Annotated in this window: 16 protein-coding genes; 1 reads left to right on the forward strand and 15 read right to left on the reverse strand. The window is 38.6% G+C overall.

Going from position 1 to position 13,566, the window contains the following annotated elements; genetic code table 11:
* Positions 1 to 299: 299 nt before the first annotated feature.
* The 15 genes from MV676_RS03900 to MV676_RS03970 all read right to left on the reverse strand — a co-directional run bounded on the left by MV676_RS03900 (position 300) and on the right by MV676_RS03970 (position 12,384).
* Entirely contained in the window at positions 300 to 1,565 is a 1,266-nt protein-coding gene (locus MV676_RS03900; RefSeq protein WP_297445440.1) for a thymidine phosphorylase, read from the reverse strand.
* A 9-nt stretch (positions 1,566 to 1,574) separates the two neighbouring features.
* Complete coding sequence (locus MV676_RS03905; protein WP_297445442.1) at positions 1,575 to 2,120, reverse strand: site-2 protease family protein; 546 nt, start codon at positions 2,118 to 2,120, stop codon at positions 1,575 to 1,577.
* A 133-nt stretch (positions 2,121 to 2,253) separates the two neighbouring features.
* Positions 2,254 to 2,859 (reverse strand): TIGR00296 family protein, encoded by a 606-nt coding sequence (locus tag MV676_RS03910; RefSeq protein WP_022847480.1) that lies wholly within the window; start codon positions 2,857 to 2,859, stop codon positions 2,254 to 2,256.
* Positions 2,856 to 4,010: a serpin family protein gene (locus MV676_RS03915; RefSeq protein WP_297445444.1), complete on the reverse strand. Its 1,155-nt coding sequence runs from the start codon at positions 4,008 to 4,010 to the stop codon at positions 2,856 to 2,858. Before MV676_RS03915 ends, MV676_RS03910 begins: the two co-directional genes overlap by 4 nt.
* An 18-nt stretch (positions 4,011 to 4,028) precedes the next feature.
* Entirely contained in the window at positions 4,029 to 5,309 is a 1,281-nt protein-coding gene (gene rseP / locus MV676_RS03920) for an RIP metalloprotease RseP (RefSeq protein WP_297445446.1), read from the reverse strand.
* Positions 5,309 to 6,265 (reverse strand): DNA polymerase III subunit delta, encoded by a 957-nt coding sequence (gene holA / locus MV676_RS03925; protein ID WP_297445447.1) that lies wholly within the window; start codon positions 6,263 to 6,265, stop codon positions 5,309 to 5,311. Before holA ends, rseP begins: the two co-directional genes overlap by 1 nt.
* Entirely contained in the window at positions 6,258 to 6,809 is a 552-nt protein-coding gene (locus MV676_RS03930; protein ID WP_022847476.1) for a 4Fe-4S dicluster domain-containing protein, read from the reverse strand. Before MV676_RS03930 ends, holA begins: the two co-directional genes overlap by 8 nt.
* On the reverse strand, positions 6,806 to 7,387 hold the full coding sequence (locus tag MV676_RS03935; protein WP_022847475.1) for a YqaA family protein: 582 nt from the start codon (positions 7,385 to 7,387) through the stop codon (positions 6,806 to 6,808). Before MV676_RS03935 ends, MV676_RS03930 begins: the two co-directional genes overlap by 4 nt.
* A gap of 64 nt (positions 7,388 to 7,451) precedes the next feature.
* Positions 7,452 to 8,285, reverse strand: a complete 834-nt coding sequence (locus tag MV676_RS03940; protein ID WP_297445448.1) for an MBL fold metallo-hydrolase — start codon at positions 8,283 to 8,285, stop codon at positions 7,452 to 7,454.
* A gap of 1 nt (position 8,286) precedes the next feature.
* The gene (locus MV676_RS03945; RefSeq protein ID WP_022847473.1) at positions 8,287 to 8,637 is read right to left on the reverse strand and encodes a hypothetical protein; all 351 of its coding nucleotides are present in this window, start codon (positions 8,635 to 8,637) and stop codon (positions 8,287 to 8,289) included.
* 51 nt (positions 8,638 to 8,688) lie between these two features.
* Positions 8,689 to 9,459 (reverse strand): energy transducer TonB, encoded by a 771-nt coding sequence (locus tag MV676_RS03950; protein ID WP_297445449.1) that lies wholly within the window; start codon positions 9,457 to 9,459, stop codon positions 8,689 to 8,691.
* Positions 9,431 to 9,814, reverse strand: a complete 384-nt coding sequence (locus MV676_RS03955) for a biopolymer transporter ExbD (protein WP_297445450.1) — start codon at positions 9,812 to 9,814, stop codon at positions 9,431 to 9,433. The genes MV676_RS03950 and MV676_RS03955 overlap by 29 nt, the downstream gene beginning before the upstream one ends.
* Positions 9,786 to 10,337: a MotA/TolQ/ExbB proton channel family protein gene (locus MV676_RS03960; protein WP_297445451.1), complete on the reverse strand. Its 552-nt coding sequence runs from the start codon at positions 10,335 to 10,337 to the stop codon at positions 9,786 to 9,788. The genes MV676_RS03955 and MV676_RS03960 overlap by 29 nt, the downstream gene beginning before the upstream one ends.
* 1 nt (position 10,338) lies before the next feature.
* Positions 10,339 to 11,238, reverse strand: coding sequence for a universal stress protein (locus MV676_RS03965; RefSeq protein WP_022847469.1), 900 nt, complete (start codon positions 11,236 to 11,238; stop codon positions 10,339 to 10,341).
* 18 nt (positions 11,239 to 11,256) lie between these two features.
* Complete coding sequence (locus MV676_RS03970) at positions 11,257 to 12,384, reverse strand: homocysteine biosynthesis protein (protein WP_297445452.1); 1,128 nt, start codon at positions 12,382 to 12,384, stop codon at positions 11,257 to 11,259.
* Positions 12,385 to 12,476: 92 nt separating this feature from the next.
* Here MV676_RS03970 and MV676_RS03975 point away from each other — a divergent pair, with 92 nt between their 5' ends.
* A complete protein-coding gene (locus tag MV676_RS03975; RefSeq protein ID WP_297445453.1) occupies positions 12,477 to 13,427 on the forward strand; it encodes a prenyltransferase in 951 nt (316 codons plus the stop codon).
* Positions 13,428 to 13,566 lie beyond the last annotated feature (139 nt).

The raw sequence follows: 13,566 nt of genomic DNA on the forward strand, positions 1-13,566 counted from the left end.
TCCCTCCCCTTTATGGAGAAAGCCGGCACCTGCAGGTGCCGGTATTTTTTTATTGTTGCCATAACTAATTTTAAGACTTTGTCTCTTAAATGGCAATACTATATATAAATCTTATTATTAACTATCAAAATTAGCCTTATCATAAGCTTTTTAGTTTAACCTAACCACAGCTAAGTGGTTAATTAAGCTTGTAAAATATTAACAAATTTTAAATTATATCGAATGCTATGTATTCCATTGTCTCTGAGAATCTTGTTAGATGGTTCTGTTTTTTGAAAAGGTTGTTTTTTTCGTTCCGGTTATATCCGCTCTTTTATTATATTAACGTTTCTTTTTTCGTTTCCAAATTTGATTGCCTGGAGAAACGAAGCTTTAAATTCTTCTACATTTCCCCTGTTATAGATTATTTCACCTACAGGTTCTCCCCTCTTAACGTAGTCACCTATTTTTTTGAAAAATCTCAGACCTACTGAGTGGTCTATTTCTTCTCCGGCTTTCCTTCTTCCTCCACCCATTTCTATTATCAGAAATCCCAATTTTTCCCCGTCTATCTCAGTTATGTAGCCGCTTTCTTGAGCTTTAACAAGAGCTCTTTTTTTTGAGATTTTGGGTTCTGTTGTTCCGCCCAAGTACTCTATCCACTCTGCAAATCGATTAAGGGCTTTTCCTGAAAGTATGATTTCTTCGGCTTTTCCTTTTCCCTCTTTGAAGCTGCCGGTCTCTGTTATTTCGTACAGAATACCGCTTAGAGAGGTTACGACCTCTAAAAGGTCGCCAGATATATCTCCCGATAGTGCATTCAGAGACTCTATCACTTCTATTGCGTTTCCTGCCGTTCTTCCAAGGGGCTGGTTCATGTCGGTTATGAGTGCTCCTGCTCTCTTTCCGTAGAGTTTTGATACGTTTACAAGGCCATTTGCAAGGGCTCTTGCTCTTTCCATCGTTTTCATAAATGCACCGGTGCCCACTTTCACGTCGAAGACTATTGCTTCTGTGTTGACAGAAAGTTTTTTGCTTAATATGCTTGATACTATAAGGGGAATACTTTCAACCGTTGAGGTAGCGTCTCTCAATGCGTATATCTTTCTGTCTGCCGGTGCTATTGTATCTGTTTGACAGGATATTGAAAAACCGAATTTTTCCGTGACTTTTTCTATTTCTTCTTTTGAGAGTGTTACTTTCATTCCAGTACTTTCTAACTTGTCCGCTGTTCCTCCTGTGAATCCTAAAGCTCTTCCGGATAGTAAGACAGCTTTAAATCCCATTTCTGCTAAAACTGGTGCTATTATAAGGGATACCTTGTCACCTATACCGCCTGTGCTGTGTTTATCAACAATTATTCCGTTGCAGCTTATATTGATCGTCTCACCACTTTTAAGCATTGCGTCTGTAAGGTAAAGGGTCTCTTTGTCTGTCATTCCTTTGAAAAAGATTGCCATTAGGAGAGCGGCCATCTGGTAGTCAGGAATTTCACCGTTTGTGTACTGCTTTACAGCCTCTCTTATCTCTTTTTCTGTTAAGATTTCACCGTCTCTCTTTTTCTTTATTATCTCTTTGAATACCATTTTTTCTACCTAAAATAGGTTTATCCCGACAATTTTTGCCATCATCATACTTATGCCGTTTATCATTGATATAAAAACAGATGTAAACGGTGGGAGTATGATAATTGCTATGAGAATTAGCATTCCGTAAGGTTCGTACTTTTTGATTTTTATTAGTGTTTCCACCGGAAGGAAGTATTCAAGGATTCTGTATCCGTCAAGTGGCGGAATCGGTAGCAGGTTGAATATGCCGAAACCTATGTTAATGAAAGTTCCCCAGGTTAGAAATATTTCGAGTGGTAGTTTCACAGCTTGAGGTATTGATAGAGGGGCTAAAATTTTTAGAAAGATGAGGAATAGTAGTGCACTTATGAAGTTTGCCACAGGTCCTGCAAGTGCTACAAGTAGCATTCCCAGCCTTTTGTTCTTTACCTTTCTGAACAAAAGAGGGTTAACAGGTACGGGTTTTGCCCATCCAAAGTGGACTAAGAGGAGTGCTATGAAACCAAAAGGGTCTATGTGTGCTATGGGATTAAGCGTGAGCCTTCCGTGGATTTTCGGCGTTATGTCTCCCAATTTATAGGCTATGTAGCCGTGGGCGAATTCGTGGATTGTTAGTGCCCACAGAATGGCAGGTATTCCTATTATCCATTCGTTCAGATTGATGGCTTCCTCCTTGATCTAAAAGGTGTTATTCAATTTATCTCGTTTATATATTTTCTTCAACAATTTTACCGTAAGGTTCAACCTCTTTGAAAATCTGTCCCTGGAATCTGTAAATTTTGCAGTAGGGGCTTTTCCAGCAGTCCGGTGGCATTCCTGCTTTTATGCAGGTTTGCGATAGAAATTCCCTTTCGTTCCAGCCCCACTCTACCGGTACCTGTGGCAGGAGAAGACCGCTTGTGAAACCGCACCTGATTATCAGTCCGTCCCTTCCAACTTTTATCATTTCAGGCAGTTTTTCCGGTGGTGCTTCTATAAGTTCTGGCGGCGTTAAAACGGTTACTTCAAATGTAACGTTGTCGAGTTCTTCAGGTGACATTGGAGGAAATCTCGGGTCTCTTGTTGCTGCTGATATTGCTGCATCAATCGTTGCTTCAATAAGCGGCATTACAGGTTCGGGAAATCCTATGCATCCTCTTAGCTGGTTGTGAGGGTGGGTTTTTATTGTGACAAAGACACCCCTTTCTTCAAAGAGCTCTTCAGGTGTGTTTTCCGGAACGGGAAGTTTCATGCCTTTTGTCAGGAGTGTTTCAACTGCGGCTCTTGCAACTTTTACCAAAAATTTTCCTTTTTCAATGTCAAGCAACTTCATTCTTTTTCCTCCGGATTACGGACGTTTCCTATAAATAAAATAGTGCCTTTTTTGTCGCTTATGGTGAAAATAAAAGGTCTATCTACTCTGAACACTTCTCTTGGCTCCGGTGGAATGCACTTTAATCCAACAATTACGGCTGTTGCTGCGGCTGCTTCTGTCCCATTTTCGTTAACGTTTATGAACGTCTGGTGGATTGCTTTCTGGATGTAAAGATTTTTTGTTCCATCCATATTTTTGAAGTTCGCTTTCCATATGAAGGGTAGTACTACGTGAAGTTTTACAAGGTACTTTTTCAGGTAAAGTCTCTCTTTTATGTGAAACTTTGGGAGATAGAGTTTAATAAATTTCCTTTTCATTGCTCTTTTGATTTTTCTGTAGTTTTCCAGCGTTAGATGGAATTTTTTTTGAGGAACGATAATTGTCATCTCAAATCCACTTCTGTACGGTATTGAAACGGCTTTTACGTCTTGAGATTTGTATATCTTGAAGTAACCGGTTGTTTCCATCGTTGGGACAGAAATTGTTTTATTACCGGTAAAAAATGGCCTTTTTTTCGTGTTGTTTTTGTTGAAAGGTTTCTTCCAGCTGTCTTTGAAGTAGATGGCGTTAATGTTTATGAGTCTTGTAAGCCTGTTACCATCGCTCGGGTGTATGAGATCTTTTATCTTTCCTTCTGTTGCGTTTTTCACGTCATTGTTTATAAGCTTTATAGCCAGATATCTCTTTTCAGGATCTATGAAGTCAACTTTTTTAACCTCTGATAGGTAGTAAGTTTTTACGATGTTTATGTAGCTTCTGAGAAAATTGTACCTTCTTTCAACATAGAGACCGTTGAAAATTTTAAGGGGCGTTTTTATTTTTTCTTTAAGTTCTTTCAGCACAGCTTTTCTGAGTTTGCACTTCTCTGGATATTCAAAGCCGATTTTCAATTCTTCCTCTGTTTTTCCGGCAGCTCCTTCATATATGGGGCCAAACGCAAGGTATATGCTGTAGGGTGATAAAAAGCTGTTTTTTGCTTTGTTTGTTACGTTAAAAAGGTTTATTGAAAATCTGTTTACAGACTGTTTCAGGTTGAAGCTTTCCATTCCTTTTGCTGAAAACGGGAAAAGCGATGATAGTGCAATCAGTGCAGCGATGATTTTTTTCATGTTAGCCTCATAAAAGGTTTAGTGAAACAGCCGCATAATATCATTATAGAAAACAAGCACCATCAAAAATCCCAATATGGCAAATCCTATCTGCTGGAATCTTTCTCTGAATTCTACCGATAGGGGTTTTCTCCTTACCCACTCTATCAGGAATATGAGTATTAGACCGCCGTCAAGGACGGGAAGTGGAATGAGATTGAAGTATCCAAGTTGAAGACTTATGAATGCCATAAAGTAAAGAAAGCTTGATAGTCCTGCCTTTGCGGCTTTTCCTGCAACCTGAGCTATCATTATTGGACCGCCGAGGCTCTTAACAGAGGCTCCCCCTGTGAGGAGTTTTTTCAGGAACGTAAAGAAGAGAGACGACTGTGATAGGAATTCTTTGAATCCCATCTTTACAGATTCTGGAAACGGATAGCGAACAAATGTCTGGTCTATCTTTGGCACGATACCGATTATGTACTTTTTGTACTCTTTGCTGTACTCTGGTTTTACCTTTAACGTTAATTTTTTTCCATTCCTTAAAACTGTAATTGTTAAAACTTTTCCGTTGCTTGATTTTATTATGTTGACGACCTCTTCCCAGCTTTTTATTTCCTTTCCGTCTATTTTCAGAATTATGTCGCCTTTTTTAAGTCCCGCTTTCTCGGCGGGGCTGTTTTTTGCCACCTGGCCGACAATTGGTTTTAGTGCCGGAATTACATTTATAAATCCGGTTCCCGTCTCGTTATCCTTTTCCGTTTTAACGTTTACCGTTATTTCTTTTCCATTTCTTTTAATGAGAAGTTTCAGCGTTTTGTCAGGATTAAGTGCAACTATTTTTTCAAAGTCTTCCCACGTTTTTACCTTTTTTCCGTTTACCTCTTCTATTATGTCGCCCTGCTTCAGTGTGGAGTTTGCAGGGACAAATCCAACTTTTGGGGCTTTTATGCGGTATGTTGGAATGTATCTTCCGATTGTGTAAACGGCTGAAAAGAGAAATATTGCAAGGAGAAGGTTCATTACAGGACCTGCAAGGGCTATTACTATTCTCTGCCAGGGAGGTTTTGCATAGAAATCTCTATTGCTTTTGACAGGTTCATCCGGATTTTCACCTGCCATTTTCACGTATCCACCAAGGGGAATTGCGGCGATGACATATTCCGTTTCGCCTATCTTTTTCTTGAGTATAGGGGGGCCAAATCCTATGGAAAATGTTTCAACTTCTACATCAAAGAATTTAGCTGCCGCGAAGTGGCCTGCTTCATGGATTGTGATGAGAACTCCAAGTGTTATGACAAAGGCTAAAAGGGTTACCATTAACGTTCCTCCTGAAATATGATGTCTTTAAGTGCTTCTTCCGGCTTTTTTGCACCAGTTTTTATTAAGAATTCTGCTTCGTGAATTGTGCTTAACTTTTTGTACAGAGTTTTTAACGGTATTCCTCTTGTAAGAAGGTTGTACTCTTTTACTACAAAAGATGGCAGTTTAACAGGTTTTCCTAATTTTACTTCTATTATCTGTCTCATTTGTGTCTGCAGTAGGGCTATTAAACTTAGGGGTTCGCTTTCTTGAAGAATCAGGTTGAGGTTTTCTATGTATTCCCGTTTTCTGTTTCTTACTATTTCCTTTATGAGAGAAAATACATTTCCCGATTTTGCAGCAAATAGCAGTTCACTTACCGTTTCTTTCGTCAATGTTCCCGGGTAACAGATGAGCTTGTCGGTTTCTACTTTTAAATTCTGCAGATTGCGCCCCACAGAGTCTATGATGAAGAGAATGGTTTCGTCGTCAATCTCCTTTCCGGCTGTTTTGAATTTCTTTTTAAGAATTGAAAATAGGCTTTTTTTATCGAAAGGTGTTGCGTTTATGACTGTGTCAACAGTTGATAGTATCTTTTTAAAGAGTTCTGTTTTAAGAGTTTTGGGTTCAAGCTTCGATTTTGAAACTAAAAGGTATTCTTCTTTTGTTTTGAGAAAAGAGAGAAATTTCTCTTTATCCTGTTTTTTTCTAAGTTTTCCGCCTAAATGTTCAATACCTATGACTATGGGAAATGTATATTTTTTTGAGAAAAGATTTGCACTTTCAGTTGAAAATAATCTATTTAAGAAGTTTTCGTCGTCAACGTAGATTTTTTCCGTATCAAGTTTATCTGTGAAGAGTTTAACTATCTGTTTGGTCAGATAATACTCTTCACCGTGTATGAGGAATTTTCTTTTATCGGGTAAGTTTTTCTTATATTTTTTAATAAATTCTGCCGCTTTTATTTCACTCATTTTCAACCTTTACCATAATTATGGATTTAGGTTCGGTTGGACAGGCGTTTATACACCTTCCACATCCCTTACACTCTTCAGGGTGAAATTCTGGATAGCTTCTATCCCTTATGGTTATGGCTTTATCTATATTCGGGCAGCTCCAGTAACATGTAAGGCAGAACATCTCTTTAAACGCAACGCATCTATCCTTTAATAGTTTTGCAACGTACCTATATTTTTTAAGGTTTTCAAACTTTAGAGCACCGGAAGAACAGCTTTCTATGCAGGTGTAGCACTGTTCACAATAGTTGTTGTCAAAGTTCATAAAGGGTGTTTCTAAAATAATAGGGTTTAGCTTTTTATACTTTTCAAGTACGCCTGTTTTGCAGTTTTCCACGCATTTACCACACTTTTCACACAATGCTGTGAAGGTATCTTCGTCGGCACTTCCCGGTGGTCTTACAAGGTTTTCGGTTGTTTTTGATACTTCGTATGCAAATTCTGCTGCTGCTTTTGTCACAGAGCTGAATAGTTCCTTGAAAAAGTCTCTTCTTCCTCTCATGGAAGTTTACCTCTCTTTATCCTTCTGTATGCAAGGAACAGAATAATTATCAATGCACCGGAAACGGTAAAAATGATATTGAGGTTATGTTCGACAAAACCGGTTATCTGGCTTCCGTAAAAATAGAATAGAGCGGCCTCAGCGAAAAACCGCAATCCTCTCCCTATAACGGAGAATATTATAAGTTTTGGGAGGCTTGCGAATAGAACACCTGAAGTTATTGTAAACAGTTTGTAGGGTAAAGGCGTAAATCCTGCTGTGAGGATTATCATACTTTCGTAAGCTTCGAAAAGGCGGTGAACCCTGTTTACTTTTTCTTCACCGAAAAATCTTATCGCTAAAGGTTTTCCCCCTTTGTATCCAATAAAATATCCTACAATACCACCGAGCGTTGAAAAGATTGTGGTTATGAGTGCGTAAAAGAACGCTTTTTGAGGGTTTGTGGCACACAAGGCAATTAGAAGGACATCAGGTGGTATTGGGAAGAATATGGCTTCGATAAAGCTATTGAGGGCAAGTCCCGCTATACCGTACTTTAATGCAAAGGTCTGCCAGTAGGATGGATTGAAAAGTTCCATTTTCCTGCCTTTTGAAATGAAGTTTCAGAATAAATATATGTTTTTTTTACCGGGAGGCAGGCTTTTAATTTTCTCCGAATATTTCGTCCATTATAGATCTTACCGGAGATTCCTCGTATAAAAGGTCTATACCACATTTTAGTTCTGACAGAAAATCGAGAGCAGTTTTTACAAATTCTTCTGGAATTATTGAGCCATGCTGGGGGGCTATTGCTTTTATGTTAAAGGGGCTCACTTTGTTGACAAAGTACTTTAAAGCTTTTTGAGAGGCCATATAGTAAACATGGAAATACATCATTTCATTTTTATGTTTTTCCATGTTTTTAACTATAAGTTCCCATCTGTTCTGGATTGCTGCGAATATGTCCCCGGAAAACAGAATTCTGCTTCTTGAATCGTATGTTACGAATGCGTCTGGAAAGTGAAGGAAAGGTGCACTTAAAAATATGAGAGTGCTACTATTTCCTATGTCAATTATAGTATCGTCTAACGGACTAACGTCAAGCCAGTTTACATTTTCTCTGTCAAAGCCATAATAGGGGATTAGCACTTTGGTTCTCGGCGTTGTTATTACCGTGATTTCGGGATTTATTTTAAGCCATTCAGGTAAAGAGCCTATAACGTCAGGATCCTGATGGTGTGCTATTATGTGTGTTACATTTGCCGGATTCCCCACAATTTTTGTTACTCTGTCTTTAACCTGTGGAAAGTGTTGTATGCCTCCCGGGTCTATCAGTATGTTTATTCCTCCTGAGGAAATTAAGTACGCATTGCACCTGAAAATAAATTCTTCAGCACTGCCGACCCATGCAACTTTGTAGTCGGGAGATTCGTAAAGAATTACAGGATTTGTTAAATTTATTTTTCCTTTTTTAATCTCTTCTATTTTAAGTGCCATTTTATACCTCTTCTGCTATTGCTTTTGAGTAGTGGTGAAGCATGTACCTGGTGTATCCTAAGTTTGCATCTTTTTTAAGCACCGCTAACTGGAAAAATTCATAATTGTAAAATATTCTTATAAGAATTGTTATTTCAGATGTAGTCATAAGTATTTCTTTTGGAATACCTACTGCGTATTCGCCCAGTGAATGGTATATGCTTATATAATTTTCTACGATAGACTGTATGTTTTTGAGATTTTTCTCAGTTTCTTCACCAGCAATTGAAAGGAGTTCTCCGTTAAATTTCACCGCTGCGTATCCTGTTATGTAAGGTATTTCTTCCATCGCTTTTTCGGCGAGTCCGGTCATTTTGCCCCCTCCTGTAATTTTTTTCTATTATACAATAATGTTTCTTAATTGCTACATGTTTTCTTCATTTTTGGTCAGTTTGTATATTACGTAAACGGGAATTTTTATCTGGCTCTTTTTGACTTCTGGTGGAAACGGCGGGAATTTTGCCTTTTTTGCCGTTTCAACGGCGTTTTCATCAAGTATCGGGAATCCTGATGATTCAGCCACCTGAACATTTACAAGATTTCCGTTTCTATCGACAATCAGGATTAGTTTTACGGTTCCCTGAATTCCCATTTCTCTTGCCACCATTGGATACTCTTTTTTTTCTTCCAATCGTAAGATTACGGAGTTTATGTATGAACGTTTCCAATCAAGGAATGAGAAAAGACTTCCACCTACTTTTTGGCCCTTAGTTTCCTGTTGAGTGTTTGTTGGCTGTGTTGTTTTTTCTTCTTTCTGTTTTACTGCCGTTGTGTTACTTTCTGTTTCCTGCTGTTTTTTGTTTTTATGTCTCTTTGGAATTTTTTGTGCATTTTTAGAGTGTACCTTTTTTGTGTTGATTTTACTGCTAACTTTTTTCTTTCTTTTTTTAGCTGTTTCTTTGATATTACTGCTTTTAATTTCTGTAGTTTTTCTCCTTTTCTTTTTTTTGAAAGTAGAAGTGGAGTATGTTTTTAGAGATACCTTTATTTTTCCTTTTCCACCAGACAGGGAAAATAACTTTCCTGTGGAGTAACTGTTTGCTGCTATGATTTTTAAAAGTGCAAGATGCAAGAAGAGAGAGAAAACCATCGTAATTATGAGAATTTTATTCCTTGAGGGTGAGTAGATTGACATTGTTTATGTCTGCCTCTTTTAATCTGTCTAAAACTTTCATGAATGTTTGATAGCTTATGTTTTTATCGCCTGCTATGTCAACCTCGGCTGTTTTTGGAATTTTCTCTATGTCGTTTAATGTAGATGTTTTTCCGTTTATGAGTATTATGCCGTTTGGTTTTATTTCTATTGTGTATGTTTTCTTCGTCTCTGTTACTTCCTGTCCCGATTTTGTGGCAGGAAGAGTAACTGATACCTGGTGCTTCTGATAACTGTTTGTCAGGAGGAAAAAAATAAGGAGAAGAAAAACCATATCAACAAGGGGCGCAATATCAAGAATCGAACCGTTATCTTCTCTCTTTTTGAACTCTATCACCGTAAACCTCTATCAATACCTCTTCCATATCCTGTTTCAGGGCAAGTTCAATCTTCTCTATCAGATTTGTAAGGTAAAAGTAACCGAAGTATGCTGGAATAGCAACGCACAAACCTTCTGCCGTTGTTAGAAGTGCTGTCCATATTCCATCTGCTAACTGGGCAGGATTAACACTATATCCACTTCCGGCAACATTGTGAAAGGCTTCTATCATTCCTATAACGGTTCCAAGGAGGCCGAGAAGAGGTGCTATAGAAGAGGCAAGCCTTATAAAGCCTACCCCTTTCTCGCATTCGGCTATTATCATTGAACCTCTTATACTTAGAAGATTTTCTACAACTTCAATAGACTGATTACCAACAGATTCTATTACCCTGCGTACTTCTGGCTTAAAACCATGTTTTTTAACCTTTCTGTAAAACCTGTTGAGAGAGAAGACCCGTTCCAAGAACACGCCAAGCGTAACGACGGAGAGAAAAAGAATAACATATCCTACAAAGCCGCTTTTAGCAAGAAGTTCCATATTATTCCTCGTCTTCTATTAGTTCTTCTATCGTTTTAGCCTCTCTTTCAGGAGGAACAAGAAGAACCGGAATGTCAGCGTCGTCTGTTACTTTTTGGGCAACACTTCCAAACCAGAACAGGTTGTATTTCATCCTTTTTTCTTCGTGGGTTCCGATGATTCCCATTGCTATCAATGTGGCATTTTCGTTCTGGGCTTCGTTAAGTATTGCATCAGCCGGTTCATCATTCCGCAGGATTTTATAGGATACATTTTTAACGCCGGAAGATTTTATGTGGTCTGTTATCTCTTTAAGCTTTTCTTCTATTTCGGTGCTTTCACTTCCGTTTTTGAGAACGTGAACGACAGTTATTCCGTCGATTAGCGGCTGGAATTTCAGGATATACTCAATCATTCTAAAGGAGTTTTTGGACAGGTCTGTTGCTATGATTATCTTCTCAAAAATGCTTACTTTTTCGTGCTCTTTAAATGTGGATGGAAATATAAGAACAGGAAACGCGGTAACTTTTATGAAGGTGAGGGCCGTTGAACCGAGACTGCTAAATAGGATTCCGAAGAAGCTTCTCCTCTTCCTGTGTCCTAAGATTACAAGGTCGGCATTTTCTTCTATCGCCGTTTCAAGTATTTTTTCTACCGCTTTTCCCATTTTTACGTGGTAGGAGGCCTCTATGCCGTATTCCTCAAGGAGAAGCTGCCATTTTTTGAATCCCTCTTCTGCCTTCTGTTTTTCCTTTTCCAATTCGCTTTTTAGCAGTTCGCCTGTTTTGGGAACAATAACCTTTTCAGGTTCTATTACATAAAGAAATACGATCTCTTTAAGTCCTGCTTTCCTGAGTTTTATTAATTCTCTTAAAATTCCAAATGAAAACTTTTCAAAGATTGTTGGAAACAGTACCTTCATTATTACCCCCTTTATGTTTTAAACTTTAACTATTTTATCAAAATCATACCCGTTTTTTAGTTTCTGTGCTATCTCTCTTGCTCTTTTGATAGAAGATTGTCTGAAGGTTATTTTGTATTCTTTTCCATCTATCATGACCGTTCCAATATCTCCTTCTACTGCGTTGAAGGGACACAGGTTGATACATCTGCCGCAGAACATACAGTTAGTGAGAAATCCTTCTTCTTTTGAGAACGCTTCTGCCGGACAGTGTTCTTCTATAAGGCAGGGATTGCACTTTTGGCACTTTTCTCTGTTAAATTTTAAGGTATCGTCAAATTTCCAGACGTCACTGTAAGTTAGCGTGGCTATAGGTTTTCTTCCTACAACGTTTGCCACTAAAAGAGGGATGTTTTCATGCCTCTTTTCTGTGAGTTTCTTATACTCTTCACGGCTTTCTACTGACTTTTTTATACCTAACCCTACGTAGTATTCTGTTCCTCCGCCTGTTTTGAATAGACCGAAGTACTCTTTCTTAACGTCTTTTAGATCGCACATGACCGAGAGGTTGGGTCTTTTAGGTGTGCTTCTTGTTCCGTTTCCTGTAACGATGCCTACCGTTCCTGCGATGAAGATTTTTTCACCGGGTTTTACTTTGAAATGTTCAAGGGGATTAAGCGCACCGCAGCCTGAGAATGTGAATTCACCTGGATTCAGTTTCTCTGCTGAGAAGATGGTTTTTACGGGTTTATCCGATACAAAACCCATGTAGTTTTTGACACACACTCTGGTGAAGAGGAGTTTTGTGTAGGAAAAATCTTCAAGGGATAGGTTTCTTTCAATAGTTTCTGTTGAACCGTCCATTTTTTCTGCTGTAACGATGGCTTTAACGCTTTTTCCGCTTAAAAGTTTTTCTACAAAGAGGGGCCTTGAGGCTATTCCATCTACTATTCCAAGTGTTTCGTTTGGAGCGGGTCCAGTTAGAGTTTCTTCGCCGTCTATTGTAACTTTTATAGCCTTTTTGAACCTTCCTGGTTCTGCAAAGGGAAATTCAAGTACAAGGGATACGGCAGAAACGACTGCAAAAGTGGCACAGGTAACGGCATCAACTTCTCTGTAATCGGGAAGCCGATTCTGCAGTTCTTCTATCGTAAAAACGCCTTCCATTCTGCCTCCGAAGATATTTTACTCTTTTTTCTGATTTGAATGATAGGACTAAACCTTTATAATAAAAGTGACTTAATATCAGGGGTGGTGGTATGACGTTTACAGAAAAGTTGAGAGCTTTTGTGAGATTGTCAAAGCCTTTTAAATTTTTAACGATGGTCTATCCGTTTCTCCTTGGGACGGTGGTTGCCATATGGGATGAGCGGCATATCGATGTAGGTCTTTTTGTTGTAAGTTTTTCTATTTTGATGCTTGCCGTTGAGTGTGTTTACGTTCAAAATGATGTTGCCGATTTAAAAACAGATAGTGAGAATCCATCAAAGTTTACAGGCGGTTCAAAGGTGTTAGTTGAAGGGCTCATCTCGCCCAAAGAGGCTCTTTTCATTGCTTACGCTTCAGGTATTCTTGCCGTTCTGTTGGGACTGGTGTTTGTTTTTAAATACAGATTTTCGTGGAATTTCTATTTTCTCTGTTTTGTTCTCTTTCTTATAGCGTACGGTTATACGGGTTGGCCCTTTAAGTTTGCCTACAGAGGGCTTGGTGAGATTGTTTTAGCTTTTACAAATGCGGTTGCTCCGACGCTGATAGCTTACATGTTTCAGACAAGGCACTTTTCATGGCTTCCAGTTGTGATGGCCCTGCCTTATATGATTTCTGTTTTTGCACAAAAAGTTTTAAGGGAGTTTCCCGATTATGAACCTGATAAAAAAGCTGGAAAAAGAAACCTTGTAGTCAGATTTGGAAAAGGTACTATGGCCAATGTTTATATTGCTTCTCTCTATATTTATCTGATGACACTCATTTTCTGTGCCGTATATCTTCTCCATCTTGGACTTTCAATAGTTGCAACGATTCCCATCGCATACCTTTTTGTTTCTGTCTATGGACTTATAAATCTTGCGAAAAATAGAAGGGATTTCTATAACGATTACGAGACGTTGAAGTTAATGAACGGAAAGGGATTTAAGTTAATGTTTGATACAAATATTGTTCTTATACTTGTCCTTGGTGTTGACCTAATAGTAAAAGTGGTGAGGGGTTAAGCCTCTCATCCACTAATGGAGTACGCTTTGTCGGATTCTTTTATTAACTTTCTAAGTTCCGCTTCGATTTCAGCGGAACCTTTCTTTCCGATAAACCTCAGGCGATTTGCATATACGAAGAACTGCCTGAGCATTATTA

The sequence above is a fragment of the Desulfurobacterium sp. genome (assembly GCF_027028515.1).
Taxonomy (GTDB): Bacteria; Aquificota; Aquificia; order Desulfurobacteriales; family Desulfurobacteriaceae; genus Desulfurobacterium_A.

What these genes read in the sequence shown, in the direction of transcription:
- MV676_RS03900 (WP_297445440.1), bottom strand. Translation starts at nt 1,565, where the DNA reads ATGGTATTCAAAGAGATAATAAAGAAAAAGAGAGACGGTGAAATCTTA.
- MV676_RS03910 (WP_022847480.1), bottom strand. Translation starts at nt 2,859, where the DNA reads ATGAAGTTGCTTGACATTGAAAAAGGAAAATTTTTGGTAAAAGTTGCA.
- MV676_RS03915 (WP_297445444.1), bottom strand. Translation starts at nt 4,010, where the DNA reads ATGAAAAAAATCATCGCTGCACTGATTGCACTATCATCGCTTTTCCCG.
- rseP (WP_297445446.1), bottom strand. Translation starts at nt 5,309, where the DNA reads ATGGTAACCCTTTTAGCCTTTGTCATAACACTTGGAGTTCTCATCACA.
- holA (WP_297445447.1), bottom strand. Translation starts at nt 6,265, where the DNA reads ATGAGTGAAATAAAAGCGGCAGAATTTATTAAAAAATATAAGAAAAAC.
- MV676_RS03930 (WP_022847476.1), bottom strand. Translation starts at nt 6,809, where the DNA reads ATGAGAGGAAGAAGAGACTTTTTCAAGGAACTATTCAGCTCTGTGACA.
- MV676_RS03935 (WP_022847475.1), bottom strand. Translation starts at nt 7,387, where the DNA reads ATGGAACTTTTCAATCCATCCTACTGGCAGACCTTTGCATTAAAGTAC.
- MV676_RS03940 (WP_297445448.1), bottom strand. Translation starts at nt 8,285, where the DNA reads ATGGCACTTAAAATAGAAGAGATTAAAAAAGGAAAAATAAATTTAACA.
- MV676_RS03945 (WP_022847473.1), bottom strand. Translation starts at nt 8,637, where the DNA reads ATGACCGGACTCGCCGAAAAAGCGATGGAAGAAATACCTTACATAACA.
- MV676_RS03950 (WP_297445449.1), bottom strand. Translation starts at nt 9,459, where the DNA reads ATGTCAATCTACTCACCCTCAAGGAATAAAATTCTCATAATTACGATG.
- MV676_RS03960 (WP_297445451.1), bottom strand. Translation starts at nt 10,337, where the DNA reads ATGGAACTTCTTGCTAAAAGCGGCTTTGTAGGATATGTTATTCTTTTT.
- MV676_RS03965 (WP_022847469.1), bottom strand. Translation starts at nt 11,238, where the DNA reads ATGAAGGTACTGTTTCCAACAATCTTTGAAAAGTTTTCATTTGGAATT.
- MV676_RS03970 (WP_297445452.1), bottom strand. Translation starts at nt 12,384, where the DNA reads ATGGAAGGCGTTTTTACGATAGAAGAACTGCAGAATCGGCTTCCCGAT.
- MV676_RS03975 (WP_297445453.1), top strand. Translation starts at nt 12,477, where the DNA reads ATGACGTTTACAGAAAAGTTGAGAGCTTTTGTGAGATTGTCAAAGCCT.